The organism is Billgrantia antri (genome assembly GCF_019430905.1).
GTDB classification, from domain to species: Bacteria; Pseudomonadota; Gammaproteobacteria; order Pseudomonadales; family Halomonadaceae; genus Halomonas; species Halomonas antri.
The window spans coordinates 539,013-563,979 of the sequence record NZ_JAHYCA010000002.1; the positions used below are offsets into that span (position 1 = coordinate 539,013).

General features: G+C 65.1%; 24 protein-coding genes. 22 read left to right on the forward strand and 2 right to left on the reverse strand.

The annotated features are described in order from the left end of the window. Positions 1-191: 191 nt before the first annotated feature. The 17 genes from coxB (KPL81_RS06920) to KPL81_RS07000 all read left to right on the forward strand — a co-directional run bounded on the left by coxB (KPL81_RS06920) (position 192) and on the right by KPL81_RS07000 (position 18,971). Positions 192-1,205 (forward strand): cytochrome c oxidase subunit II, encoded by a 1,014-nt coding sequence (coxB, locus tag KPL81_RS06920; RefSeq protein WP_219791203.1) that lies wholly within the window; start codon positions 192-194, stop codon positions 1,203-1,205. Beyond that, positions 1,202-3,112, forward strand: a complete 1,911-nt coding sequence (gene ctaD, locus KPL81_RS06925; RefSeq protein ID WP_219791204.1) for a cytochrome c oxidase subunit I — start codon at positions 1,202-1,204, stop codon at positions 3,110-3,112. The genes coxB (KPL81_RS06920) and ctaD (KPL81_RS06925) overlap by 4 nt, the downstream gene beginning before the upstream one ends. Continuing rightward, positions 3,112-3,723, forward strand: coding sequence for a cytochrome c oxidase subunit 3 (locus KPL81_RS06930; RefSeq protein WP_219791205.1), 612 nt, complete (start codon positions 3,112-3,114; stop codon positions 3,721-3,723). Before ctaD (KPL81_RS06925) ends, KPL81_RS06930 begins: the two co-directional genes overlap by 1 nt. Beyond that, positions 3,713-4,081, forward strand: coding sequence for a hypothetical protein (locus tag KPL81_RS06935; RefSeq protein ID WP_219791206.1), 369 nt, complete (start codon positions 3,713-3,715; stop codon positions 4,079-4,081). The genes KPL81_RS06930 and KPL81_RS06935 overlap by 11 nt, the downstream gene beginning before the upstream one ends. Continuing rightward, positions 4,078-4,440: a c-type cytochrome gene (locus KPL81_RS06940; RefSeq protein ID WP_219791207.1), complete on the forward strand. Its 363-nt coding sequence runs from the start codon at positions 4,078-4,080 to the stop codon at positions 4,438-4,440. The genes KPL81_RS06935 and KPL81_RS06940 overlap by 4 nt, the downstream gene beginning before the upstream one ends. Further along, positions 4,437-5,333, forward strand: a complete 897-nt coding sequence (locus tag KPL81_RS06945) for a c-type cytochrome (protein ID WP_219791208.1) — start codon at positions 4,437-4,439, stop codon at positions 5,331-5,333. The genes KPL81_RS06940 and KPL81_RS06945 overlap by 4 nt, the downstream gene beginning before the upstream one ends. Positions 5,334-5,511: 178 nt before the next feature. After that, positions 5,512-5,859, forward strand: coding sequence for an NADH-quinone oxidoreductase subunit A (locus KPL81_RS06950; protein WP_219791209.1), 348 nt, complete (start codon positions 5,512-5,514; stop codon positions 5,857-5,859). Beyond that, the gene (locus KPL81_RS20825; protein WP_219791210.1) at positions 5,856-7,157 is read left to right on the forward strand and encodes an NADH-quinone oxidoreductase subunit D-related protein; all 1,302 of its coding nucleotides are present in this window, start codon (positions 5,856-5,858) and stop codon (positions 7,155-7,157) included. Before KPL81_RS06950 ends, KPL81_RS20825 begins: the two co-directional genes overlap by 4 nt. Further along, positions 7,154-8,080 carry a complex I subunit 1 family protein gene (locus KPL81_RS06960; protein ID WP_219791211.1) on the forward strand — a complete coding sequence of 309 codons (927 nt, stop codon included), beginning with the start codon at positions 7,154-7,156 and terminating at the stop codon, positions 8,078-8,080. The genes KPL81_RS20825 and KPL81_RS06960 overlap by 4 nt, the downstream gene beginning before the upstream one ends. Before the next feature lie 19 nt (positions 8,081-8,099). After that, positions 8,100-8,711 (forward strand): NADH-quinone oxidoreductase subunit J family protein, encoded by a 612-nt coding sequence (locus KPL81_RS06965; protein ID WP_219791212.1) that lies wholly within the window; start codon positions 8,100-8,102, stop codon positions 8,709-8,711. Positions 8,712-8,756: 45 nt separating this feature from the next. Next, positions 8,757-9,062 carry an NADH-quinone oxidoreductase subunit NuoK gene (nuoK, locus tag KPL81_RS06970; RefSeq protein WP_219791213.1) on the forward strand — a complete coding sequence of 102 codons (306 nt, stop codon included), beginning with the start codon at positions 8,757-8,759 and terminating at the stop codon, positions 9,060-9,062. Beyond that, positions 9,059-10,972 carry an NADH-quinone oxidoreductase subunit 5 family protein gene (locus tag KPL81_RS06975; protein WP_219791214.1) on the forward strand — a complete coding sequence of 638 codons (1,914 nt, stop codon included), beginning with the start codon at positions 9,059-9,061 and terminating at the stop codon, positions 10,970-10,972. Before nuoK ends, KPL81_RS06975 begins: the two co-directional genes overlap by 4 nt. Then, entirely contained in the window at positions 10,972-12,456 is a 1,485-nt protein-coding gene (locus KPL81_RS06980) for a complex I subunit 4 family protein (protein WP_240549130.1), read from the forward strand. Before KPL81_RS06975 ends, KPL81_RS06980 begins: the two co-directional genes overlap by 1 nt. Next, positions 12,456-13,865, forward strand: coding sequence for an NADH-quinone oxidoreductase subunit N (locus KPL81_RS06985; protein WP_219791216.1), 1,410 nt, complete (start codon positions 12,456-12,458; stop codon positions 13,863-13,865). The genes KPL81_RS06980 and KPL81_RS06985 overlap by 1 nt, the downstream gene beginning before the upstream one ends. A 301-nt stretch (positions 13,866-14,166) precedes the next feature. Continuing rightward, positions 14,167-16,089, forward strand: coding sequence for a PrkA family serine protein kinase (locus tag KPL81_RS06990; RefSeq protein WP_197449834.1), 1,923 nt, complete (start codon positions 14,167-14,169; stop codon positions 16,087-16,089). A gap of 23 nt (positions 16,090-16,112) precedes the next feature. Then, positions 16,113-17,396 (forward strand): YeaH/YhbH family protein, encoded by a 1,284-nt coding sequence (locus KPL81_RS06995; RefSeq protein ID WP_209476608.1) that lies wholly within the window; start codon positions 16,113-16,115, stop codon positions 17,394-17,396. A gap of 18 nt (positions 17,397-17,414) precedes the next feature. After that, complete coding sequence (locus KPL81_RS07000) at positions 17,415-18,971, forward strand: SpoVR family protein (protein WP_209476610.1); 1,557 nt, start codon at positions 17,415-17,417, stop codon at positions 18,969-18,971. Positions 18,972-19,005: 34 nt separating this feature from the next. Here the strand turns inward: KPL81_RS07000 and KPL81_RS07005 are convergent, their stop codons facing one another. Next, a complete protein-coding gene (locus KPL81_RS07005; protein ID WP_219791217.1) occupies positions 19,006-19,341 on the reverse strand; it encodes a high-potential iron-sulfur protein in 336 nt (111 codons plus the stop codon). A 327-nt stretch (positions 19,342-19,668) separates the two neighbouring features. Between KPL81_RS07005 and KPL81_RS07010 the strand changes: the two genes are divergently transcribed. Then, positions 19,669-20,088, forward strand: coding sequence for a CopD family protein (locus KPL81_RS07010; RefSeq protein ID WP_219791218.1), 420 nt, complete (start codon positions 19,669-19,671; stop codon positions 20,086-20,088). A gap of 45 nt (positions 20,089-20,133) precedes the next feature. Here KPL81_RS07010 and KPL81_RS07015 read toward each other — a convergent pair whose 3' ends face one another. Beyond that, positions 20,134-20,598, reverse strand: coding sequence for a DUF2231 domain-containing protein (locus KPL81_RS07015; protein WP_209476616.1), 465 nt, complete (start codon positions 20,596-20,598; stop codon positions 20,134-20,136). A 135-nt stretch (positions 20,599-20,733) separates the two neighbouring features. On the opposite strand from KPL81_RS07015, the gene coxB (KPL81_RS07020) reads away from it, so the two are divergent. The 4 genes from coxB (KPL81_RS07020) (at position 20,734) to KPL81_RS07035 (ending at position 24,943) form a co-directional block, all read left to right on the forward strand. After that, positions 20,734-21,690, forward strand: a complete 957-nt coding sequence (gene coxB / locus KPL81_RS07020) for a cytochrome c oxidase subunit II (protein WP_240549088.1) — start codon at positions 20,734-20,736, stop codon at positions 21,688-21,690. Beyond that, complete coding sequence (ctaD, locus tag KPL81_RS07025) at positions 21,687-24,218, forward strand: cytochrome c oxidase subunit I (RefSeq protein WP_219791220.1); 2,532 nt, start codon at positions 21,687-21,689, stop codon at positions 24,216-24,218. Before coxB (KPL81_RS07020) ends, ctaD (KPL81_RS07025) begins: the two co-directional genes overlap by 4 nt. Next, a complete protein-coding gene (locus KPL81_RS07030) occupies positions 24,215-24,565 on the forward strand; it encodes a hypothetical protein (protein WP_219791221.1) in 351 nt (116 codons plus the stop codon). Before ctaD (KPL81_RS07025) ends, KPL81_RS07030 begins: the two co-directional genes overlap by 4 nt. A 102-nt stretch (positions 24,566-24,667) precedes the next feature. Further along, positions 24,668-24,943 (forward strand): Lrp/AsnC family transcriptional regulator, encoded by a 276-nt coding sequence (locus tag KPL81_RS07035; protein ID WP_209476624.1) that lies wholly within the window; start codon positions 24,668-24,670, stop codon positions 24,941-24,943. The last annotated feature ends 24 nt before the right edge of the window (positions 24,944-24,967 follow it).

Below are 24,967 nucleotides of genomic sequence, written 5' to 3' on the forward strand. Positions count from 1 at the left end.
AGCGTAAGAAGCGGTGTTCATTGTCGGCAGCGATGAGCAGGCCACGCCAACCTGTACTAGGGTGAAGGCGGAGCAGGGCGACGAGCCGGCTCCGAATCCTCGACGCGTCCACAGTGCGTCTACCGAATATGCATGGAATGCACCCGCAACTGCCGCTTCGCGCATGCACGTTGCAATGGATTGTCACCGCGATGTCCTTCAGCAAGCACAAACGTTCAACCGGACTGGTCGGGGCCACCGCCCCGTTGCTGGCCGCCTGCGAAGGCCCTCAGTCGGCGCTCGATCCGGCGGGGGCGGCCGCCGATCTGATCGCCAGACTGTGGTGGCCTACGCTGTTGGTTGCCACCTTGGTCACGCTGCTGGTGCTGAGCCTGCTGGCGGTGGCCGTGCTGCGTGCCCGGCGCAAGCAGACCGCAATGCCATTGAACGCCCGGCAGAGCCGCAACCTGGTGATCGCCGGCGGCATCATCCTGCCGCTGGCAGCGACGATTCCCTTCGCCCTGTCGAGTTTCTCCATCGGCCGGGTGATCGATGCCCCACTGCCCGACGATGCCATGACCGTGGAGGTCATCGGCAAGCAGTGGTGGTGGGAAGTCCACTACCTGGACGAGGCGGGAGAGCGTATCGCCACGACCGCCAACGAGATTCACATCCCCGTCGGTGAGCCGGTGCGCTTTCTGCTCAAGTCGGACAACGTCATTCACAGCTTCTGGGTACCCAACCTGAAGGGCAAGACGGACATGATGCCGGGGCGCACCAACGTCACCTCGGTGACGGCGGACGAACCTGGGGTTTACCGCGGCCAGTGCGCGGAATACTGCGGTACCCAGCATGCGCTGATGGCCTTCCTGCTGGTGGCAGAAGAGCCGGAAGCGTTCGACGCCTGGCTGGAGGGCCAGCGCCAGCCGGCGTCCGCACCGCAAACGCAGGCGCAGGTAGACGGCCAGCAGGTGTTCATGCAGGCCGGCTGCGCCGGGTGCCATGCGATTCGCGGTACGTCGGCCAGCGGCGATGAGGGGCCCGACCTGACCCATCTCGCCAGCCGGCGCACCCTGGCCGGTGCCACGGTACCCAACCGCACCGGGCATCTCGGCGGCTGGATCACCGATCCGCAGCACGTCAAGCCGGGCAACAAGATGCCGCCGAGTGAGCTGACGCCGGAAGAGCTCACGACATTGCTTGGCTACCTGGAGGGTCTGGAATGACGCGCGAGAGACCCGTCGCCCCTTACGCGGTGACCGATTCGCCGGAGGAGACCGCGAGGCTGGAGCGCACCTGGCACTCGCCCGGCGGGCTGCTTGGCTGGTTCACCCACGTCAACCAGCGCATGATCGGCAAGCGCTTCATCATCACCGCCTTTTGCTTCTTCCTGCTGGCGGGGATCCTCGGCATCCTGATTCGCCTGCAGCTGGCCGGCCCCGAGCAGCAGCTGCTCGGGCCGGAGCTCTACAACCAGTTCTTCACCATGCATGGCACGGTGATGATGTTCTTCTTCGCCATTCCGGTGATGGAGGGCTTCGCCATCTACTTCGTGCCGCTGATGGTCGGGACGCGCGACATGGCCTTTCCCCGGCTCAACGCCTTCGGTTATTACGTCTACCTGATCGGTGGCATCGTGCTGTTCGGTTCGCTGCTGCTGAGCATGGCGCCCAATGCCGGTTGGTTCAACTACGTGCCGCTGTCGAGCAAGCTCTACTCGCCTGGCTACGGGGTCGACGTCTGGACGACCATGATCACCTTCATCGAGGTATCGGCACTGACCGCAGCGGTGGAGCTGATCGTCACCACGCTGCGGATGCGCGCACCGGGCATGTCGCTGAATCGCATGCCACTATTCGTCTGGGCGGCGCTGGTGATGTCATTCATGATCGTCTTCGCCATGCCGGCGGTGATCGTCAGCAGTACGCTGCTGATCCTCGACCGGCTGGTGGACACCCAGTTCTTCATCGTCGAGAGCGGCGGTGAGCCACTGCTATGGCAGCATCTGTTCTGGTACTTCGGTCACCCCGAGGTCTACATCATCCTGGTGCCGGCGCTGGGCATGATTTCGACCATCATCATCACTTTCACCCGGCGCCCGATCTATGGCTACACGGCACTGGTGCTGTCGGTGGTGGCCATCGGCTTCGTCAGCTTCGGCCTGTGGGTGCACCACATGTTCACCACCGGCCTGCCCCAGCTCGGCATGAGCTTCTTCACCGCCGCAAGCGCTACCATTGCCATTCCCAGTGGGGTACAGATCTTCTGCTGGATCGCCTCGCTGTGGGGGGCCAAGATCCGCTTCGCCACGCCGATGCTGTGGGTGCTGGGATTTTTCGCCATTTTCGTCATCGGCGGGCTGACGGGCGTCATGGTGGCGTCCATCCCCTTCGACACCCAGGTGCACGATACCTTTTTCCTTGTCGCTCACTTCCACTACGTGCTGATCGGCGGGGCGGTCTTCCCGCTGATCGGCGCGACCTACTACTGGTGGCCCAAGATCACCGACCGCATGATGAGCGAAACGGCCGGCAAGTGGAGCTTCTGGCTGGCCTTCATCGGCTTCAACGTGACCTTCTTCCCCATGCACCAGCTGGGGCTCGAGGGCATGCCGCGGCGCATCTACACCTACGTCGAGGAGATGGGCTGGGGCGACCTCAACCTGCTGGCGACGATCGGCTCCCTGGTGCTGGCGGCGGGTTTCGGCGTCACGCTGATCAATGCCGTTTGGAGCGTATTTCGCGATCGGCGGGCCGAGCCCAACCCCTGGGGGGCGCCGACCCTGGAGTGGGCGGCGGACTCGCCGCCGGCCTCCTACAATTTTCGCCATATCCCCATGGTCGAGAGCCGCTGGCCGCTGTGGGACTGGGAGAAGGCGGGTGAACGTGCAGTGGTGACCGGCCTGCGCAACGACCGCCGCGAGGTGGTGCTCACCAGCATCCTGGACGCCAAGCCCGTGGGAGTACAGGTACTGCCCGAGCCGACCATCTGGCCGTTCGTCTCGGCGCTGGCCGCCTCGATGGGATTCATCGGCATCATCTTCCATCCGGTCTTCTTCGTGATCGCCTTCTTCCTGGTGGCCTTCACCCTGGTGGCCTGGTTCTGGCCACGCCGGCCCTGGAGGGACGATTGATGAGAGTCGTGCAAGGTATCGACGTCGCGGAAATGACTCGCTTCAACCCGGACCGGCGGGCACCGCTGTGGTGGGGCATTCTCGGTCTGATCACGATCGAGTCCGCGGTGGTGCTGACCTTCTGCGTCAGTTACATGTACCTGGCGGCCTATGCCGACGTCTGGCCACCGAGCGGCGAGTCGGCTCCCCCCATGCTGTGGCCGAGCATCAATCTGGGGCTGCTGATGCTGAGCAGCCTGACCATGTTCCTGGCTGGCCAGGCGATCAATCGTGGCAACAAGCGAGGGCTGGCCATCGGCGTCACCGCCAGCGTGCTGCTGGCGACGGCGGTGCTGGTGCTGCGCTCGCTGGAGCTCATGGCCTATGAATTCAGTTGGAAGGACCACGCCTACGGTTCGATCGTCTGGACCATCTCCGGCTTTCACTACGTTCACGTGACGTCGATCGTCTTCGGCAGTGCGGTGGTCGCCATCCTCGCCTGGCGCGGCTATTTCACCCGGCAGCGACAGATCGGCGTCGTGGTCGATACCAACTACTGGTATTTCGTCTGCTTCGCCTGGATTCCCTTTTATCTACTCTTGTACTGGGGGCCGCGCGTCTATGGCCAGTGAATCGGAACGCGGCGTGCTGCTGCACCCCTTGATGCTGTGGCTCGGCTGGGTAATCGGCCCCACCGCCTGGGCGCTGCACCTGCTGGGCAGCTACCTGCTGGTATCCCGGGCCTGCGAAGCCGGCTCCATGTGGATGCTGCACGCCACGACTCTGGCCACCTTGTTGCTGAGCCTGGCGGGCGTCGCGGTGGCCTGGCGACAGTGGGGCCGGGCCGGGCGGCACTGGCCGGGCTCCGGCGATGGCGAGGCGGGGCGAATCCGCTTCATGGCGGTCATGGGGCTGCTCATCAGCGCGTTGTCCGCGCTGCTCGTCGTGGCCGAAGGTGTTCCCAACTTCTTTCTGGGGCCGTGCCTATGACAGCGAGAACTGTGCTCCTCTTGCTGCTGCCGTTGCTCATTGCCAGCGGCTGCAGCAGTGACGAAGGCGAGCCGCCGCCGGGCGACCCGGAAGTGGGCCAGGCGGCGATCCGTGAGTACGGCTGCGGCAGTTGCCATGTCATCCCCGGCATCGGCGGAGCAGATGGGCGCACCGGGCCGTCACTCGAGCGCATTGCCAAGCGTGTCTACCTGGCGGGGGTGCTGCCCAACACGCCCGACGACATGGTGCGCTGGATTCGCGAGCCGGAAGCGGTCGACCCGCGTACGGCCATGCCGAACATGGGCGTCAGCGAAAGCGACGCACGAGACATCACCGCCTACCTGTACACGCTGAAATGAAGAATCAGAACCGCCAAGACTCCGTCCGGAAGATCCGCAAGCGGATCGAGATACATGTCGGCATCGCCATCGCGGCGCTGGTGGTCGCCATGGGGGTAGGCGCGGCAGGCTTCGTCTATTGGGGGGCGTACAACGTCTCGGCGCTGCAGCAGCACACCGAGCCCGTCTTTACCGTGCTCAACATGGCCCTGGATCGTTCCATTCGCCAGCGCGCCGAAGAGGTCGAGACGCCCAGGTTGACGGCGGAAATGGCCGAGCAGGGCCGGCCCATCTTCCAGCGCAAGTGCGTGCAGTGCCATGGGGCACCTGGGGTAGGTCGCGACGACGTGGGCAAGGGCATGACCCCGGTACCGCCCAATCTGGCGCATACGGCAAAAGCCAAGAGTGCCGCCGAGGTGTTCTGGTCGGTCAAGCACGGCATCAAGATGACCGGCATGCCGAGCTGGCAGTTCAAGTTCACCGACGAGCAGATCTGGAATGTCACCGCCTTCGTCATGCGCCTGCCCGAGCTAAGCCCCGCCGAGTACCAGGCCATGGTCGCCGAAGAGCACGTCGAGGAAGGGGCCGACAGGAATGACGTCAGTGCCCCTGCGCAGGCGCGACGGGCCGCGACGCCCGACGCCGAGCGCGGCAAGATGGCCATGTACGGCTATGCCTGCATCGCCTGTCATCGTATTCCGGGCACGGTGGGACCGCATTCTGACGTCGGCCCGCCGCTCGCGGGCATCGGCGGACGGCGCTATATCGCCGGGGTGCTCGCCAACACGCCCGAGAACATGGTGCACTGGCTGCGCCACCCCACCGAGGTGGATCCGCTCACTGCCATGCCGGATCTAGGCGTGACCGAGCAGGACGCCCTGGACATGGCGGCCTACCTCGAGACGCTGGAGTAGGTCTGCCCGACACCCGGTCGACAGCAACCTGGTCGCGAGGGGGGACCATGCGTGGCCTTTGTTCCTGTCGAATTCGGCAACTACCCTATGAGGGGCCCGGACTTGATAATCGCCGAAGGGGATGGAAACCCCTCTTGATGCCTTGCTGGGTTTCGTGAACGCAACGCGAGGGATTCGCATGGCGCTTCTCACCCTGACAACCGTTCTGATGGCTACCCTGGGCCTTGGATGGCTGCTGCAATGGCTGCCGGCCCGCGGACAGCCAAAGCCGACTTACCCCCAGCGGGCTCCCTTCCTGGGGGGCGGCAGTCCCGACACGCATGCCTGGAACCGCTACCACATTCGCTACTACCCCATGACACTGCTGCTGATCGCCTTCGAGATGGAGATGATGTTCATGTACCCATGGGCGGTGGTGTTCGTCGAGAAGGGCGCCATGGCGGTCATGGAAATGGGCATGTTCCTGGCCATCCTGTCGGTGGGCATCGTCTACGCCTGGCGTGAGGGGGTGTTCCGGTGGCAGTGAGCTGGCAACGTCGCCTGGCGGCTCATGCGCCGGCGGCCGTCTTCCTGGCCGAGGGGGCGCGAATCGGCCCGCTGCGCGAAACGCTCGCGCTCTCGCCGGGCATTCGCCTCGTCGACACGCCCCGCCATGCCAGCGTGCTGCTGGTAGCGGGCGATATCCCGACCGGCTGGCGCGACGACCTGCGTCGTGTCCACGACCAGTTGCCCGCACCGTTCGCCAGCGTGTGGTGCTGTTGCGAGCCGTTCGAGGCACTGCACGACCCCATACGTATCGACACCCTCGAGGCGTTGCCCCAAGGCGTGGCCGAGACGCATCGCGAGCTGATGCTGGGCAAGCGCGACAGTGCGCCCCGGCTGCAGCCGGACGAGCCACCGAACCCCTGGGAGGGGCTAGGCGACGATGGCCATGGCGGCGAGGGCATGATGGGCGGTACGCCCTACGGTCGGCCCATGGCCATGAACATGCAGGACGACCTGCGTGATGGCTTGACGCTGGACACGCTGACCTTCCGGCTGGGGCCGTTTCATTCCGGGTTACCGCCGGGACTGCAGGCGGAGATCAGCCTGCAGGGCGACCTGGTGCAGGCCTGGACGGTCACGCGCAAGCCTTTTGCCAGCGTCGTCGAGCCGATCTTCCATGCGGCCCGCCAGGCACCGGTGCCGATCGCCGAGCTCGAGCTGAGCCGTGCTCGCCATCATCTGCGCCGGCTTTACCGGGGTCTATTGGTCGCGGGCTGGCCGCGACTGGCAGAACGAACCCTGAGCTTGACGGGGCAACTGAGCCCGAACAGCGACATTACAGCCTTGCGCCGCTCATTGGAGCGCGGGGGGCTGTGGCGGCTGGCATTGCCCGAGCCCGGCCGCGGCGTGCTGGACGAAGCGCAGGTGCGGGAGTTGGGAGGCCCGGCGGTTCGCGCGGCGGGTATCGACGAGGACCTACGCAGCCATGACGCGCATTACCGCCGGCTCGGCTTTGCGCCGACCTGTCGCGACGCGGGCGATACCGCGGCTCGCTGGCGGCAATGGCTCGACGAGATCGAGCAGTCTTTGTGGCTGGCAGGTCAGGCTGCGCGACACGACCTGAAGACCGCCGAGACCGATGCCGTCGAGACCCCGCGTGGCCCCTGGACCGATGCCTTTCCTCACGACATGAGCGACCTGCTGGGGCAGGTGCTACCGGGGCTGGAGTGGGGCGAAGCGATGCTGACCCTGGCCAGCCTGGATGTCAGCGCCCTCGATCTGCATCCCCTTGAGGAGCCTTGGCAGCGTTCCACCGGCGACCGGGAGGGGCGTGCATGATCCTCGATCAACTGATCCTGCCGTGGCTGTTGGCCTGGCTGATGGTCGGCCTGGGTGCTTATCTCGTGGCGGTGTTGGACCGTTTGTTGGCAACAGGCTCGGCCCGGGACGGAAGCGTATGGCTCGCTCCCCTGGCCAGCGCCGCCTGGTTGATGACGCAGCAGGCCACGACCACCGAGGCACCGGACGCTCCCGCCTGGCGGTTGGCACCGGCGCTCTACCTGGCCTTGGCCGCCACGGGGCTGGCGCTGGTGCCGTGGTCGCCGACGCTGGTCGGGGTCGACCTGGCGACCAGCCTGGTGCTGTGGGGCAGCCTGGAAGCCCTGGCCACGGTGGTGATCTTCCTGCACGGCTGGTCGGCCAACGCTCACCTGGCCCTGATCGGCGCCTACCGCTACGTCGCCCTGGGGCTCTCCTACCTGCTGATCAGCATGTTCGTGCTGATCGGCGTGGCGCTGCCGGCCGAGTCGCTGCGCTTGACCGAGGTGGTAGCGGCGCAGACGTCGCTCTGGCACGTGGTTTCCCAACCGTTGGGGCTACCGCTGTTTCTGATGGTGGGTCTGGGGCTGACCTTCTGGGGGCCGCTCGACCTGGCCGACTCGACGGACCTCTCAGGCGGCACCGCGGTAGAGCGCTCGGGCCCGCCGCGTCTGGTATGGGCGCTGGCGCGTGCCGCCATGCTGGTGGCATTCAGTGCCATCGCAGCTACCGCTTTCCTTGGAGGTTGGTTGGGTCCCTGGTTGCCGGGGCCGGCCTGGTTGCTGATCAAGAGCCTGGCGGTACTGGTCGCGCTGCTGTGGTTGGGGCGCCGGCTGCCCAGGTTCGCGCCCGAGCGCTGCGTGACGCTGATGTGGGTGGTGCTGCTGCCGCTTTCTTTTATCGACCTGATCTGGGCGGGGGCAGTTGCCCTATGGATGGCCTGAACGAAGCCAAGGGGTGGTCATGACACCGAGTCTCGGTACACATATCGCTTTTGGAGTCCTGGCGGCGTTCGCCGTCCTCACCGGCTGGCGCGTGTTCTGCACCGATTCGATGGTGCGTGCTTCGTTCTTCCTGCTGCTGTCGTTCATCGCCGTCGGCGCGATCATGATCCTGCTGACCGCCGAATACCTGGGCGTGGCGATGTTCTGCATGATGGCCGTTGAGATGATGGTCATGGCGCTGTTCATGGTCATGTTCATGATGAACCCGGCCGGGCTAAACCCGATGAAGATGGTTCATCAGGAGCGCGTTGCCATCGTCGTCGGCGTAATAGCCTTTGTCGTGCTCTCGGCGGTGGCCGTGCTCAGCGAGTTTCCCGACGCGCCGCTGCCGGCCGAACACGTGCCGACAATTTCGCTGGGCCGCGAGCTGCTCGGCGATTCGATGCTGGTCTTCGAGACCGCCGGCGTTGTGTTGCTGACGACCATGGTCGGCGTGGTGGTGTTGTCGAGTCGGCGTGGGCGCTATGGCTGTGCCGACGATGGCTCTATGCCGCCGGGCCTCGAGCCCGGCGGCGAACCGGCCGGGCAACCGAGCGAGGAGGAGGGAGAGCACACCCATCACCACCATTGAACGACGAAGCCAGGGAACGACCAAGGACGAGGCCAGGAGGGCGATATGACACTCACCACACTTCTCATTCTTGCCGCAGCATTGATCGGGATCGGCCTCTATGGGGCGCTGTCCCAGCAATCGTTCGTGATGCTGATGATGGGCCTCGAACTGATGCTCAACGGTGTGATGCTGGCCGCAGTGGCCTTCTGGGCCTTTAGCGGTACCGGCGCCCCCGAAGGGCAGCTGTTGACCATCGTAGTCATGGCGGTCATGGCGATCGAGATGGCGCTCGGCTTTGCCCTGGTGGTGGCGGTGTTTCGCGCCAAACAGGCCGACATGACCGAAGCCCTGAGCGAGCTGAAGCAATGACGCTCTGGGGCGTACCGCTGACGCCGTGGTTGCTGGCACTGCTGCTGTACGGGGCAGGTCGACGCCTCGGGCCGCTGGCTCTCGGACTCTCGGCGGGAGTGGCGCTATTGCTGACTCTTGCCGTGACTGGCCTCTCGCTGAACGCCGGGACGGCGGCGAGCTATCGCTGGAGCGAGGCCCTGACGCTGGGGCTGGAGCGCTCCATGGCAGGCGACATATTTGCCTGGCTGGTGCCGCTGGTGGCATTGCCGGTGACGCTCTATGCCGCAGCCCATGTCGGTCAGGCGCCGCGTCGCCTGGTAGCACTGCTGCTGGCCTTTGTCGGCGCCATGCAATTGCTGGTGCTGGCCAGTGACCTGCTGACCCTGCTGGTGGCTTGGGAGCTGGTCGGGGCCTGTTCCTGGGGGTTGATCCTGCATCGCTGGCAGGAGGAGGACATTCCGAGCCAGGCGATGCAGGCCTTCCTCGTCACCCGACTGGGCGACCTGGGGCTCTACATCGCCGCGGCGGCCTTGTTTGCCGGCACCGGCGGGTTCGGCTATGACGCCCTTGGCGAACTCTCGGGCGGACTGTTGCACGTCGCCGTGGCGGGCATCGTACTGGCGGCGGCGGCCAAGTCGGCGCAACTGCCGTTCAGTGCCTGGCTGTTTGCCGCCATGGCTGGGCCGGTGCCGGCCTCGGCATTGCTGCATTCGGCGACCATGGTCGCCGCCGGTACTTTCCTGCTCGCTCGGCTGGCGCCGCAGCTCGACCAGGCAGCCTGGTTTTCGCCCTTGGTGGTTTTCCTGGGACTGGCCACGGCGCTGATCGGAGGCCTGGTGGCGAGCTGCCAGGGCCACGCCAAGCGGCTGCTGGCCGCTTCCACGTCGGCGCAGTATGGGCTGATGTGGGTGGCCGTGGGAGCGGGCTTCCCCGGCGTGGCGCTGCTGCACACCGTTACCCATGCCTGCTTCAAGGCAGGGCTGTTCCTGGTCGCGGGGCTGGCCGAACGGCGTGTCGAGAGCTACCGGCTGGCCGACATGCGTCTGGGGCGGCTGCTGCCGGGTGTGGCGAGTTTGAGCCTGGTGCTGTGCCTGGCACTGGCCGGTGTGGCGCCGCTGGGCGCGGCCTGGAGCAAGGAGCAGATCGCCTCCGCCGCAGCCGACGTCTCGACCTGGCTGGCCCTGGGCATAGCCGTGGCGGGCGGGCTCAGTGCGCTGTATGCCACGCGCTTCCAGAGGCTGGCCTTCGGTCGCTCGCAACGGCAACGCTCCTCGGGCCGGCCGCCGGCGTGGGAAGAGCGGATTGCGCTGGCAGGGCTGGCGTTTGTGACGCTGATGCTCTCATTGCTCTGGTGGCGGCCGTTCTCCGAGGCAATCGCCGCGTTCTTGGGAATCGTACTGCCCAAGGAGCATGCATGGCTGATGGTGGTATCGCTGATACTCGTGGCGCTGGGTATCGGCGTGGGGCTCTGGGCCACCCGCACGAGCGCACCTGAGGCCAAGCCGGCATGGCAGGCCGTATTGGCCGGCTGGCTCGGCCTACCGACGCTGCATCAAAAGGTGGCAGGTGGCGTCATGCGATTCGCCCACTCTCTGGCACGCTTCGATGACTGCGTTTTCGATGCTCCTGCCACCCAGCTCGCATTGGGCCTTCGCGGCACTGCAAGAGGCTTGGCGCGCGGCGACGATCGGGTCGTCGATGCCGGCCTGATGATCGCTGCGCGCTGCTGGCAGTGGCTGGCCGACATCAACGCACGGCGCGGTGAATGGCTGGTCGACGGTCTGCCCAGTGCGCTGGCACAAGGGGCCGAGACCGGCGGGCGCTGGGCGCGTGCCACCCAATCCGGCCAGACGCACCACTACTACACCACGATCACCGTCGGTCTTGGTGCGTTCATCCTGTTTCTGCTGATAGGAGCCATCTTGTGATGCTGACCGTCGCGCTGTTCGCCCCCTTGCTGGGTGCCCTCGTGCTCGTCGCGACCTCACGCTGGAGTTCCGCTCAGGCGCGCTGGATCGCGACGGGGTGGTCCGGCGTGTCGCTGCTGGCCCTGGTGATGGCCTGGCTGGCGTTCGATCCGAGCGGTGCCTTGTTTCAACACGTCGACGAGGTGCAGTGGGTGCCGTCGCTGGGCATGGCCTATCGGGTCGGCGTCGATGGCATTGCCCTGGCCGTAGCGACCATGAGTGCCGTACTGTTCTTGGCGGCCATTGTCTATCCATTTGATACACAAGGACGGGCGCGCCAGTACTATGCCTGGCTGTTGTTCCTGCATGGTGTATCGCTGGGTGTCTTCCTGGCCCTCGATCTGCTGATGTTCTACGTATGCTTCGACCTCACCCTGGTGGGCATGTATTTCCTGATCGGACGCTGGGGGCATGGCGAGCCCCAGCTCGCCGCCTTCAAGTTCTTCCTCTATACCTTTGCCGGTTCGCTGGCGCTGCTGCTCGGCATCATCGCGCTTTATCTCTCGCTCGACTCGCCGACATTCGACATGCGCACCATCATCGAGCAGCAGCCGCTGGCGGGCAGTGGTACCTATGCCAGTCTGGTGTTCCTGGCCATGATGCTGGGGCTGGCGATCAAGACGCCGCTGGTGCCGGTGCATACCTGGCTGCCCCAGGCCCACGTCGATGCGCCGGGGCCGGCCTCGGCGATTCTCGCCGGGGTGCTGCTCAAGATGGGGACCTACGGCATGATCCGGCTGCCGTTGGCGATGCTCGGCGAGACCTTCGCCCGATTTGCCCTGCCGGTGGCGCTGCTGGCACTGCTGGCGATTCTCTATGGCGCCCTGGTGGCGCTGGGCCAGGCCAACCTCAAGCGGCGTATCGCCTATACCTCTATCAACCATATGGGCTACACCGTGCTGGGGATTGCCGTGGCCGCTTCGCTGGCCGGAGGGCATGACGAGGCGCGTCGGCTGGCGCTGACCGGTGCCACGGTGGAGATGGTTGCCCACGGCCTGATCACCGGTTCGCTGTTCCTGATCAGCGGCTCGCTGTGGCAACGCACGGGGGACTATGCCATGGCGCGCTATGGTGGCTTGGCTCGTCGGGCGCCGCAGCTGACCGCGTTGACCGTGCTGGCGGCCTTCGCCAGCCTCGGAATGCCGGGGCTGGCCGGCTTCGTTGCCGAGTTTCAGGTGTTTACCGGAACCTTCGCCGTCTACCCCTGGTTGGCAGTGCTGGGGGTACTGGGCATCGTGATCACCGCGGCGCTGTTTCTGGATTTGCTGTGGCGGCTGTTCTTCGGTCGGCTGCCCGAGCACCTGGAAAATTTCCCCGACCTCAACCGTGCCGAAATCGGTGTGCTCGGTGTCCTGGCGCTGGGTATCGTGGCGATCGGCGTGGCGCCGCACTTCCTGCTCGAGGTGGTTGAGGCCTCGGCGAGCCTGCTGAGCGGAGGACGCTGATGCCCGTGGCGGACCTGACCCCCGAACTGGCGTTGCTGATCGGGGCGGTGGTGATCGTGCTGGGTGCCGCCTTCATGCCGCACTCGCGCCAGGGCTGGCTGGCCGGCGCGGCGCTGGTGGCGCTGACGATCGCCTTGGTCGCCGTGATCGTACAGTGGCCGGCAGCGCCTTCGTTGACGTTCACGGGGGTGTGGATCCTGGATGCGCCTGCCTCGTTGGCCAAACTCATCATACTGGGTAGCGGCGCGCTCGCCGTAGCCATGTCTCCGGACTGGATGCGCAGCGACCCGCGGCATGGCGAGTATTATGCGCTGTGCCTGTTCGCGCTGCTGGGCGCCATGGTCATGGCGGCGGCAGGCGATAGCATGGAGCTGCTGCTCGGCGTGCTGCTCTCCTCGGCGGCCAGCTACCCGCTGGTGGCCTACCACCGCGGATTTGCGCCGGCGCTGGAAGCGGGCATGAAATATTTTCTGATCGGCGCCCTGGCCAATGCGCTGCTGTGTGTCGGGGTGGTCATGCTGTTCGGCCTGGTCGGCGACACCGACTACCGCGTGCTGTCCGCCTTCCTGGCCCAGAGCGACCGGCTTGCCCTCAGCGTGGCCATGGGCTGCGTGATCCTGGGGCTCGCCTTCAAGCTGGCGGCATTCCCCGCGCATGCCTGGATGCCCGATGTCGCCCAGGCGGCGCCGGCGCCGATCGCTGCGCTGCTCAGCGTTGCCCCCAAGGTGGGGGCAGCGCTGGCGCTGGCGCGTCTGGTGGCGCTGTTGCCCGTCGAGCAAGGGCTGACCTGGCTGCTGGCCCTGGTCTCGGCGACCACCATGACCCTGGGCAACCTGGCGGCACTCCGCCAGAACGATGTTCGCCGGCTGCTGGGCTGGTCGTCGGTTTCCCAGTCCGGCTATGCGCTGATGGCCGTGGCCATGATCGGACGCGCCACGGATGCCGCCACGGCACTGCTTGTCTTCCTTGCCGCCTATGCGTTGGCCAACCTGACGGCCTTCGCGGTGGTCGTTCAGCTTCGCGGGCGCACCGACCTCGACGATTACCGCGGCCTGGTACGCTCGCAACCCCTGGCGGCATCGCTGCTGATCGTGGCCATGCTGTCGCTGGTGGGCATCCCACCGCTGGTGGGCTTCTTCGGCAAGTTCTTGCTCTTCGAGGTGACGCTGGCGGCCGACCATGCCTGGCTGGCCGTAGTCGCGGTACTCAATACGCTGGCCTCGCTGTATTACTACCTGCGAGTAGCCGCCGTTATGACTTTCTCACGCCCAGCCGGGGGCGTTTCCGTGCTGGGGCATTATTCAAGGTTCTCCATGCTGGCCGGGGGCTTGGGCCTCGTGGCGTCATCCCTTTTCATCGAATTCCTCATGAGGTCTGCGGGCGAAGCCATGCTTGCCTTTCCCCCCTGAGAGGGCGCCGGCACCGCTGCAAGCATGCAATGGTGTGCAGCGGGAGGGAATCTATCCGCTCAGATGGCTGGACCAGCTGCGCGGGGCCGGGGCGGGCAGTTCATGGCGTCTGCGTTCAAGTAGCGTTTAATTATCACCATGCGCTGATCGAACCCTTGGCACGCCCTGCGTTCTCATGATTATCCTTACCTTGCGTTGATTCTTTGCCACCCACTCTGCCCCGAAGTGTCTAGGCTGATGAGTAACCCACGGTGGCCATACGGATCGATGGTCAGGGGGGTAAGGCAAACAGGAGGCTTCGATGAGCATCTTCGATCATGTGCAAAACCGCTTCTCCCGTGTCCAGCAGGAGGAAATGAGCCTGCAGGAGTACCTGGAGCTGTGTCGTGAGGACCCCATGGCCTACGCCAGCGCCGCCGAGCGGATGCTGAAGGCCATCGGCGAACCCGAGGTGATCGACACCGCCAAGGATCCGCGGCTCTCCCGAATCTTTTCCAACAAGGTGATTCGCCGCTATCCCGCCTTCTCCGAGTTCTACGGCATGGAGGAGGCCATCGAGCAGATCGTGGCCTACTTCCGCCACGCCGCCCAGGGGCTCGAGGAGCGCAAGCAGATTCTTTATCTGCTGGGCCCGGTGGGGGGCGGCAAGTCGTCGCTGGCCGAGCGGCTCAAGCTGTTGATGGAGCGGATCCCGTTCTATGCCATCAAGGGCTCGCCGGTATTCGAGTCGCCGTTGGGGCTGTTCTCGCCCGAGGAGGATGGTGAACTGCTCGAGAAGGAATACGGCATTCCGCGTCGCTACGTGAAGAGCGTGATGTCGCCCTGGGCGGCCAAGCGGCTCAAGGAGTACGGTGGCGACATCTCCCAGTTCAAGGTAGTGCGCCTGTACCCGTCACGACTCAACCAGATCGCCATCTCCAAGACCGAGCCGGGCGACGAGAACAACCAAGACATCTCCTCGCTGGTGGGCAAGGTCGATATCCGCCAGCTCGAACTCTACTCTCAGGACGATCCGGACGCCTACAGCTTCTCCGGCGGGCTGTGCAAGGCCAACCAGGGCCTGATGGAATTCATCGAGATGTTCAAGGCACCGATCAAGGTGCTGCATCCGTTGCTGACCGCCACCCAGGAGGGCAACTACAACCCCACCGAGGGCATGGGGGCGATTCCCTTCGACGGCATTGTGCTGGCCCACTCCAACGAGAGCGAGTGGCAGGCGTTTCGCAACAACCGCAACAACGAGGCCTTCCTCGATCGCGTCTACATCGTCAAGGTGCCGTACTGCCTGCGCGTGACCGAGGAGATCAACATCTACAAGAAGCTGCTCGAACACTCCTCACTGGCCGAGGCGCCCTGCGCCCCGGATACCCTGCGCATGCTGGCGCAGTTCTCGGTGCTCTCGCGTCTCAAGGAGCCGGAGAACTCCAGCATCTACTCCAAGATGCGCGTCTACGACGGCGAAAACCTCAAGGACACCGATCCCAAGGCCAAGTCGATCCAGGAGTATCGCGATGCGGCCGGGGTCGACGAGGGGATGGACGGGCTCTCCACCCGCTTCGCCTTCAAGATCCTGTCGAAGGTGTTCAACTTCGACAACCACGAGATCGCCGCCAACCCGGTGCACCTGCTCTACGTGCTGGAGCAGCGCCTCGAGCAGGAGCATCTGCCCAAGGAGACCTTCGAGCGCTACCTGCGCTACATCAAGGAGTTCATGGCGCCACGCTACGTCGACTTCATCGGCAAGGAGATCCAGACCGCCTATCTCGAGTCCTACTCCGAATACGGCCAGAACATCTTCGACCGCTACGTCACCTACGCCGACTTCTGGATCCAGGACCAGGAGTACCGCGACCCGGAGACCGGCGAGCTGTTCAACCGTCAGGCCCTCAACGAGGAGCTGGAGAAGATCGAGAAACCGGCCGGCATCTCCAACCCCAAGGACTTCCGTCACGAGGTGGTCAACTTCGTGCTGCGGGCGCGGGCGCAGAACAATGGCATGAACCCCAGCTGGCAATCCTACGAGAAGCTGCGCGGCGTCATCGAGCACAAGATGTTCGCCAACACCGAGGAGCTGCTGCCGGTGATCTCCTTCAATGCCAAGGCCTCGACCGCGGACCAGAAGAAGCACGAGGACTTCGTCGCACGCATGAAGGAACGTGGCTATACCGAGAAGCAGGTGCGGCTGCTCTCGGAGTGGTATCTGCGGGTGCGTAAATCGCAATAAGCGGCGCGAGCCAGGAGGTCGGCATGACCTATTTCATCGATCGACGCGCCAACGCCAAGAACAAGAGCGCCGTGAACCGTCAGCGTTTCCTCGATCGCTATCGCACGCACATCAAGCGTTCGGTCGAGGAGGCCGTCAACCGCCGTTCGATCACCGACATGGAGCGCGGCGAGAAGGTCTCGATTCCGACTCGCGACATCTCCGAGCCGGTGTTCCAGCATGGCCCGGGCGGCAAGCGCACCATCGTCAGTCCGGGCAACAAGGAGTTCGTCGAGGGCGATCGCCTGCGCCGCCCCAGCGGGGGTGGCGGTGGCGAGGGCGCCGGCGAGGGCGGGGCCTCCAACCAGGGCGAGGGCATGGACGAGTTCGCCTTCAGTCTGACCCGCGAGGAGTTCCTCGATTTCGTCTTCGACGGCCTGGAGCTGCCGCACCTGGAGCGCAAGGCGCTCAAGGACCTCGACGAGGTGAAGCCGGTGCGCGCCGGGGTGACCCGCGACGGCGTGCCGGCGCGGATCAACATCGTGCGCTCCATGCGCGAGGCCTATGCCCGCCGCATCGCCATGCGCGCGCCCATTCGCCGGGCGCTGCGCGAGGCGCAGGAGGCGCTGGAAGAGGAGGAGCGCAAGGATCCGGTGTTGCGCAATCCGTCACGGATCGCCGAGCTCAAGGCCGAGATCGAGCGCCTCGAGAAGCGCCTCGAGGCGGTTCCCTTCATCGATACCTACGACCTGCGCTACAACAACCTGATCAATCAACCGCAGCCTTCGAGCAAGGCGGTGATGTTCTGCGTGATGGACGTCTCGGGCTCCATGACCCAGGCCCACAAGGACATCGCCAAGCGCTTCTTTCTGTTGCTTTACCTCTTCCTCGAGCGCAACTACGAGAAGGTCGAGCTGGTCTTCGTGCGCCACCATACCGCGGCCAAGGAGGTCGACGAGGAGGAGTTCTTCTACTCGCGGGAGACCGGCGGCACCATCGTCTCCAGCGCCTTGACGCTGGTCGACGAGATCATCACCCGGCGCTACCCGCCCTCGCAGTGGAACCTCTATGTGGCTCAGGCCTCGGACGGCGACAACTGGGACGACGATTCGGTGAACTGTCGCGAGCGGCTGATGAAGTCGCTGATGCCGCGCTTGCAGTACTACACCTACGTGGAGATCACGCCCCATGCCCACCAGGCGCTGTGGGAGGAGTACGAGACCGTAGCCGCCGAGTTCCCCGACCGCTTCGCCATGCGTCAGATCGTCGAGGCGGGCGACATCTACCCGGTGTTCCGCGAGTTGTTCAAGCGCCGCGCCGCCCATTGACGTGGACGAGGAGGCAGCATGACCCGACGCAAGCCGATTGCCACCGGTTCCGACTGGAACTTCGAGATCCTCGAGGCGTATGAGCGAGAGTTGTCCAGGCTGGCCGACGAGTATCGGTTGGATACCTATCCCAACCAGATCGAAATCATCACCACCGAACAGATGATGGATGCCTATGCCAGCGTGGGGATGCCGGTGGGCTACCATCACTGGTCGTTCGGCAAGCAGTTCCTGGCGGTCGAACAGGCTTACCGGCGCGGCCAGATGGGGCTGGCCTACGAGCTGGTGATCAACTCCGACCCCTGCATCGCCTACCTGATGGAGGAGAACACGCTGATGATGCAGGTGCTGGTCATGGCCCACGCCTGCTACGGTCATAACTCCTTCTTCAAGGGCAACTACCTGTTCCGCACCTGGACGGACGCCAGCTCGATCGTCGATTATCTGGTCTTTGCCCGCCGCTACGTCGCCGAGTGCGAAGAGCGTCACGGCGTGACGGCCGTCGAGCAGCTGCTCGACGCCTGCCACGCGCTGCAGAATTACGGTGTCGACCGCTACAAGCGACCATCGCCGATCTCCGCCGAGGAGGAGGTGCGCCGCCAGGCGGAGCGCGAGGAGTACCTCCAGGCACAGGTCAACACGCTGTGGCGTACCATTCCCGGGCGTCCGCAGGCGGATGCCCTACCCGGCAGCCTGGACAGCGAGGAGGACCCCCTGGGGCTGCATGCAGGAGGGCGCTATCCCCCCGAACCCCAGGAGAACCTGCTTTACTTCCTCGAAAAGAATGCCCCGCTGCTGGCGCCTTGGCAGCGCGAGATCGTGCGTATCGTGCGCAAGCTGGCGCAGTACTTCTATCCCCAGCGCCAGACTCAGGTGATGAACGAAGGCTGGGCCTCGTTCTGGCACTACACGCTGATGAACCGGCTCTACGACGAGGGGCTGGTCGACGAGGGGCTGATGCTGGAGTTCCTGCAGTCGCATACCGCGGTGGTCAGCCAGCCCGGTTTCGACAGCCCGTTCTACAGCGGTATCAATCCCTATGCGCTGGGCTTCGCCATGTTCAGCGACATCAAGCGCATGTGCGAGAACCCCACCGACGAGGATCGCGAGTGGTTTCCCGACACCGCGGGCAGCGATTGGCTCGAGGCGGTGCACTTCGCCATGCGCAACTTCAAGGACGAGTCCTTCATCCAGCAGTTCCTCTCGCCCAAGGTGATGCGCGACCTCAAGTTGTTCAGCATCGTCGACGACGATCAGGAGGAGATGCTGGAGGTCACGGCGATTCACGACGAGCGTGGCTATCGTCGGATCCGCGAGGCGTTGGCGCAGCAGTATGCGCTGTCACTGCGCGAGCCTAATATCCAAGTCTTCGAAGCCAATATCCGCGGTAATCGCTCGCTGACCCTGCATCACGTGCAGGACAGCAGGCGACCCATGGGCCGCAGCGTCTATCCGGTCATACGCCACCTGCACCAGCTGTGGGGATTTCCCGTGCGGCTGGAATCGCTCTCCGAGGACGGGACGGTGGCGCGGCGCTATCAATGGCCGCTACCCGACGAGGAGGGCAAGGAGTGACCCGGACCCAAGGGCGGCGGGCCTTGAGGCCCGCTCAGTCCGCGGTGACCCAGGACTGGCACCAGCCGCCGGATTCGACGCTGTTCTGCGGGAACAGTTGGCAACTCTCGTTGCGGCGTTGGAAGAACATGCAGTTGTGGCAGGCTTCACCCTCCTCGTAGGCGGGGTGGTCGCTGGCTTGCTCGGCCACTTCGACATAGTTCAGCGCCTGGGCCTGCTCGTCGCTGGGATCGAGCTTCGGCAGGCTCTGCGCAAAAGCCTGGCGCGACAGCACGCCGGCTCCCAGCGGCAGGGCGGCGATGGCCACCAGGCTTCGGCGTAGGAAGGTACGTCGGCTATGTACAGCCTGAGGCCGGCTCTCTTTGGCCATGGATTTCTCTCTCCTGCTTCGACACGGTCCAGACTTTCCGCTTCGGCCCAGACTGGCGCCATGGTCGCTGCTTCACGCACCAACCGATCTATCTGACTCAGCGCAGGGTCCGAAGTTCTTTATACGTCAAGCAGGGAACACGTTTTCTCTCGGGGGCGCAATTGCCAAGTGTATCGCACCGTAGCTGCCTGGTGTCGGGCGGTTTCAGAAGAATAGCGTAGGTAGCCGTGCGGCCTTGTAGAGGCACGCATCGCCGGGCGGTAAACCTGGCCCCGCTACCCTACATTGGTTAGGGTGGGTTCACACTGCTGCTGCAAGGATGCCGTGATGCCGTGGATCAAGGTGCTGCACATTGCCACGCTGCTGTGCTGGTGTGCGTCTCTGCTTTATTTGCCCGCCATGCTGCTGACGGGCGCCAAAGGACAGGAGGGGGCGTCTTTCGACGCCCCCGTTCCGGTATTGCTGCGCTTTCTCTTCACTTACGTCGCCACCCCTTTCGCCTTGCTGGCGATCATGAGCGGCACGGCGCTGTTTCTCGTCGGGCAGATAACCGGCGGCTGGCTGGTGCTGAAGCTGATGGCAGTAAGCGGCATGGTGCTGTGCCATGTCCTGTGCGGCGCATTGATCGTACGCCTGGAGCAAGCGCAGCGCCGTTTTCTGGTGCCTGCCAGCGGGCTGCTCGCGATCGCCTCGGCAACGCTGATGCTCGCCGTCCTGGTGCTGGTGCTGAGCAAGCCGTTCGCTTGAGGCATGACAAGGAGAGTCACGATGCCGAATCCTACTCAGTCTCTCTCACTTGTCGTCGATCTCGACGCCCACCGCCTTCTCGTAGACCAGCGTGCCCCCCAGGGCGCCGGTGAGGCCGACCAGGACAGCAGTGAGGAGGGACAGGGCGATGGCCCAGGGCAGCAGGTCGGTGGCCTCGAGGAAACGCCACAGCCAGTTGAGCGAGGCCAGCGACAGCATCATCACCGCCATGATGGCGTGACACCAGCCGAGCAGCTTGCGTCGGATCCGATGGATCGTGACCAGGTCGATCAGTCCCACGGTGCTGGCAATCCAGCCGCTAAGTGCACCAACACCGGCCAGCCACAGGCCCGCCTGCGCCCAGAACACATCACCCGTATAGAGATAGGCAGCATCGCTGCCGACCAGCAGCAGCAGGCAGGCGACCGGGAAATGTACCAGGGTCGGGTGCATCGGGTGGCCGAAGATGGCAATGCGGCTATTGATGGTGCGGATCGGTTGGTCGGCCATGTTCGCGTCCTTTGCGATCGGTTCAGGGCTCTCACTGGCATTCAACGCCCTGGCCGGCATCGGGTCAACCGCCCGGGCCGGCTCCCTCGGTGGCCCCTGTGGCTGGCAGGCCTGCTGGCCGGCTGCGGCGGCGAGATGTCGATCCTGGACACTGCGGGGTCGGCCGCTCGCCAGCAGTTCTGGGTCTGGTGGGCCATGCTCGCCGTCGCCGTCGCCGTTTCTCTTGGCGTTTATGCGCTGTGGTTCTACACCTTTTGTCGCCGCGAGCCTGCGTCGCGTACGCCGCGCGAGGAGCGCCGCATCATGCTGCGCTGGGTGTTGGGTGGCGGCGTCGCGCTGCCGGTGGTCAGCATCGTTGCGCTGCTTGTGTTCGCCGCGCCCACCGGCCGTGGCATGCTGCCGTTCCCTGAGGGCGAGGCCGAGCGCATCGAGGTGATCGGCCACCAGTGGTGGTGGGAGGTGCGCTATCCCGGCGAGGGAGAGGAGCGTGAGGTGGTCACCGCCAATCGCCTGGTGATGCCGGCCGGCGAGCCCGTCGACTTCCACCTTACTAGCGACGACGTCATTCATGCCTTCTGGATACCGCGGCTGGGCGGCAAGCGCGACATGGTCCCCGGACGCGACAGCATCGTTCGCCTCGAGGCCGACTCGCCCGGCGTGTTTGGCGCGCAGTGCGCCGAGTATTGCGGTGCGCAGCATACCCACATGCTGCTCCACGTCGAAGCACTCGAGCGCGACGCCTTTGACGCCTGGCTCGCCGAGCGCCGCTCTTCGCCCGAGCTGCAGCCAGGGTTCGATCAGGCGCGGGAGGCCTTCGGCGAGCACTGTGCCGCCTGCCACACCGTCGCTGGCTTTCCCGACGAACTCGTCGTCGACGACCTGGAGCACGACATTCGCGGACCCGACCTCAGCGACGTCGGCTCCCGTCCCTCGCTGGGCGCAGGCGTGTTGCCCATGGAAGAGGGCGCCATCGCCTACTGGCTGCAGCACCATCAGACGCTCAAGCCCGGCAACCGGATGCCGCCCCATCACCACATCGATACCGAGACATTACACGAGATCGGTGCCTGGCTGGAGACGCTGGAACCATGAGCGATGACAAGGATGTAACCCTGACTCCCGAAGTTCGTCGCCTGCACGAGGGCATGGCCGATGTCTGGGCCAACCCGCGCGGCCTGGCTGCCCTGACCGTGGTCAGCCATACCAGCGTCGGGCTGCGCTTCATGGTCACCGGGGCGATCTTCTTCCTGATCGGCGGACTGCTGGCAATGCTGATCCGCACCCAGCTCGCTTTCCCCGGCAACGATTTCATGTCGCACGAGATCTATAATCAGGTCTTCACCATGCACGGCACGGTGATGATGTTCCTGTTCGCCATTCCCATTCTCGAGGGGCTGGCGATCTACCTGATTCCCAAGATGATCGGCGCGCGTGACCTGGTCTGTCCGCGACTCTCAGCTTTCGGCTACTTCTGCTACCTGTTCGGCGGCATCATCCTGGTATCGAGCCTGCTGTTCGAGATGGCCCCGTCCAGCGGCTGGTTCATGTACACCCCGCTGAGTAGCGGCGACTACTCACCCGGGCGTGGCTCGGACTTCTGGCTGCTTGGCATCACCTTCGTCGAGATCTCGGCGCTTTCCGCCGGGGTGGAGCTGGTGGTGTCGATCCTGCGTACGCGTACCGAAGGCATGGCCCTGCACAAGATGCCGCTGTTCGCCTGGTACATCCTGGCCATGGCGCTGATGATCGTGGTCGGCTTTCCGCCGCTGATTCTCGGCAGTATCCTGCTCGAGCTGGAGCGTGCCGCCGGCATGCCGTTCTTCGACGTGGCCGGCGGCGGCGACCCGGTGCTGTGGGCGCACCTGTTCTGGCTGTTCGGCCATCCCGAGGTCTACATCATCTTCCTGCCGGGGGCGGGCATCGTCTCTACCCTGATCCCGGTCTTCGCCCGGCGCCCCATCGTCGGCTACGGCTGGGTAGTGGCGGCGATCGTCATCATGGGCTTCGTCAGCTTCGGTCTGTGGGTGCACCACATGTTCACCCTGGGCATCCCGCAGCTGGCGCTGGCGTTCTTCTCGGCAGCGAGCATGCTGGTGGCGATTCCCACCGGCATTCAGATCTTCGTCTGGCTCGCGACGCTGTGGCTGGGGCGACCGGTCATGTCGCTGCCGATGCTGTGGGTCGCGGGGTTCCTGGTGATCTTCGTGCTGGGTGGGCTGACCGGGGTGATGCTGGCGCTGGTGCCGTTCAACTGGCAGGTCCACGACACGCATTTCGTGGTGGCGCACATGCACTACGTGCTGGTGGGCGGCATGCTGTTTCCGCTGATCGCCGGGCTCTACTACTGGCTGCCGTTGATCTCGGGACGGATGCCCTCCGAGCAACTGGGCAGGTGGAGCTTCTGGCTGCTCTTCCTCGGCTTCAATACCACCTTCCTGGTCATGCACTGGACGGGGCTGCTGGGCATGCGTCGACGCGTGTATACCTACGACTCGGCAATGGGCTGGGACATCTACAACCTGATCTCGTCCGTCGGCGGGTTCACGATGTCCGCCGGCGTGGCGCTGCTGATTCTCGATGTCGCGCTGCACTTCCGCTTTGGCAGGAGGGCGCCGCAGAACCCCTGGAATGCCGGTGGTCTGGAGTGGGCCATGCCCAAGCCGCCGACGCCCTACAACTTCGTCAGCCTGCCGCGGCTCGAGACGCGCCACCCTCTATGGGAGGTTCCCGAGCTGCCGCGCACCATTACCGAGGGCCGCCATGGACTCAACACCATCGACCACGGGCGTCGCGAAACCTGGGGCAGCGACCCCTTGACCGGCAAGCCGCGCGAAGTCGTTCATTTGCCCACCAACTCCTGGTGGCCCTTCTTAGCCGCTCTGACCCTGGCGGTGGTATGCATCAGTCTGCTGATCAAGATCTACCTGCTGGCCGCGGTGGCGACGCTGGTGGCCGCCGTGCTCCTGCTACGCTGGTCGTGGGAGAACGGCGCTCATCCCAAGGCGGCACCGGACGCCACGGTGGCGCCCGGCCAACCGCCGCTGCATTCGCGCACCCTGAACGGGCCCGGGGTATGGTGCATGTCGGTCTCGCATCTGGCCAACGGCTCGTTCTACCTCTCGCTGCTGTTCGGCTGGTTCTACCTGTGGACCGTGGCGCCCGAGTGGCAGATGCCGGCATCTTCGCCGCTCTCTCTGCCGCTGCTGGCGGGGGCGGGTCTCGTGCTGACGCTGGGGGCCGCGTGGCTGGCCAGGCTGGTGCGACGCCTGCAGCGCGGCAGCGACGCCGGGCTCGGCGGCGGCATGTACCTGACGGCTGGGCTTGGCGCGCTGCAAGCGATGCTGCTTGGCGTGGCGATCTGGCAGGCACCGCTGGCACCCAGCGAAACCGCCCACGACGCCACGCTGCTGGTGGCTTTGATCTACGTCCTGATTCATGCGCTGCTGGGAGCCGTGCTATGTCTGCTGCAGGGACTGCGGGTGGGGTATGGCTACGTGGGGGCCGAGGCGCCCATGGAACCCGTGGTAGTGCTGCGCCTGTGGTCCTACAACCTGGTCGTCTACTGGTCCCTGTTCGCTGCCATCTGGCTGCTGCCGGTACTGCTGGGAGGGACATCATGAAGCGCCTGCTGAGACTGACGCATCCCATTCACCTGGTCAGCGGCGTCACCCTCTGGGGCATCTGGTTCGTGGCGATCTATGCCGGTCTCTCGGTGGCCTGCTCGGTGGCGCCGCCCGACCCCGAACGTGACATGCTGACCGGCATCAATATCGGGGTGGGACTGGCCACGCTCTTCACCGTGTTGCTGCTGCTGTGGTTGGCCTGGGCCAGCGTAGTGGCAGGGCGAAGGGCGGAGCCCCGGCGTGAGCGCTTCTTCGCCTACGTCTCGGCGGGGATTTTCCTGTTCTCGGCGGGCGGCACCCTGTTCGTGGGCTATCCGATCGTATTCCTGCCCCCCTGTCTCTGAGGGGGCGATTCAGCCGCCGCGGCCGGCCTGCTATACTCGCGCCAGGTCGCGGCGATGTCTGCCGCGGTGGAGCCCGACGGGGACAAGACAAGGGAGAGCCCGATGCAGAATGCCGTGATCCTGATCAATACCGACAAGGGCCAGGTCAAGGCGGTGGCCGAGCGGCTCGCCGACGTCGAAGGAATCAGCGAGGTCTACTCCACCTGTGGCCGCTACGACCTGGTGGCGATCGCTCGCACACCGGATTTCGAGAGCCTGGCCGAATTGGTGACCGAACGCCTCAATGCCGTTGAAGGCATACGCGATACCGAAACCCTCAATGCCATGCAGGTGCACTCCCGGCACGACCTCGAGACCATGTTCTCTCTGGGCTGGTAGCCGGCGCACTCCCTCCGCGACCGT

Coding starts and splice junctions, on each gene's coding strand:
- ctaD (WP_219791204.1), top strand. CDS start 1,202: ATGACGCGCGAGAGACCCGTCGCCCCTTACGCGGTGACCGATTCGCCG.
- KPL81_RS06990 (WP_197449834.1), top strand. CDS start 14,167: ATGAGCATCTTCGATCATGTGCAAAACCGCTTCTCCCGTGTCCAGCAG.
- KPL81_RS07005 (WP_219791217.1), bottom strand. CDS start 19,341: ATGGCCAAAGAGAGCCGGCCTCAGGCTGTACATAGCCGACGTACCTTC.
- KPL81_RS06975 (WP_219791214.1), top strand. CDS start 9,059: ATGACGCTCTGGGGCGTACCGCTGACGCCGTGGTTGCTGGCACTGCTG.
- nuoK (WP_219791213.1), top strand. CDS start 8,757: ATGACACTCACCACACTTCTCATTCTTGCCGCAGCATTGATCGGGATC.
- ctaD (WP_219791220.1), top strand. CDS start 21,687: ATGAGCGATGACAAGGATGTAACCCTGACTCCCGAAGTTCGTCGCCTG.
- coxB (WP_219791203.1), top strand. CDS start 192: ATGTCCTTCAGCAAGCACAAACGTTCAACCGGACTGGTCGGGGCCACC.
- KPL81_RS06940 (WP_219791207.1), top strand. CDS start 4,078: ATGACAGCGAGAACTGTGCTCCTCTTGCTGCTGCCGTTGCTCATTGCC.
- KPL81_RS06960 (WP_219791211.1), top strand. CDS start 7,154: ATGATCCTCGATCAACTGATCCTGCCGTGGCTGTTGGCCTGGCTGATG.
- KPL81_RS07035 (WP_209476624.1), top strand. CDS start 24,668: ATGCAGAATGCCGTGATCCTGATCAATACCGACAAGGGCCAGGTCAAG.
- coxB (WP_240549088.1), top strand. CDS start 20,734: ATGTCGATCCTGGACACTGCGGGGTCGGCCGCTCGCCAGCAGTTCTGG.
- KPL81_RS06980 (WP_240549130.1), top strand. CDS start 10,972: ATGCTGACCGTCGCGCTGTTCGCCCCCTTGCTGGGTGCCCTCGTGCTC.
- KPL81_RS06965 (WP_219791212.1), top strand. CDS start 8,100: ATGACACCGAGTCTCGGTACACATATCGCTTTTGGAGTCCTGGCGGCG.
- KPL81_RS07030 (WP_219791221.1), top strand. CDS start 24,215: ATGAAGCGCCTGCTGAGACTGACGCATCCCATTCACCTGGTCAGCGGC.
- KPL81_RS07010 (WP_219791218.1), top strand. CDS start 19,669: ATGCCGTGGATCAAGGTGCTGCACATTGCCACGCTGCTGTGCTGGTGT.
- KPL81_RS06945 (WP_219791208.1), top strand. CDS start 4,437: ATGAAGAATCAGAACCGCCAAGACTCCGTCCGGAAGATCCGCAAGCGG.
- KPL81_RS06930 (WP_219791205.1), top strand. CDS start 3,112: ATGAGAGTCGTGCAAGGTATCGACGTCGCGGAAATGACTCGCTTCAAC.
- KPL81_RS07015 (WP_209476616.1), bottom strand. CDS start 20,598: ATGGCCGACCAACCGATCCGCACCATCAATAGCCGCATTGCCATCTTC.
- KPL81_RS06950 (WP_219791209.1), top strand. CDS start 5,512: ATGGCGCTTCTCACCCTGACAACCGTTCTGATGGCTACCCTGGGCCTT.
- KPL81_RS06985 (WP_219791216.1), top strand. CDS start 12,456: ATGCCCGTGGCGGACCTGACCCCCGAACTGGCGTTGCTGATCGGGGCG.
- KPL81_RS06995 (WP_209476608.1), top strand. CDS start 16,113: ATGACCTATTTCATCGATCGACGCGCCAACGCCAAGAACAAGAGCGCC.
- KPL81_RS06935 (WP_219791206.1), top strand. CDS start 3,713: ATGGCCAGTGAATCGGAACGCGGCGTGCTGCTGCACCCCTTGATGCTG.
- KPL81_RS07000 (WP_209476610.1), top strand. CDS start 17,415: ATGACCCGACGCAAGCCGATTGCCACCGGTTCCGACTGGAACTTCGAG.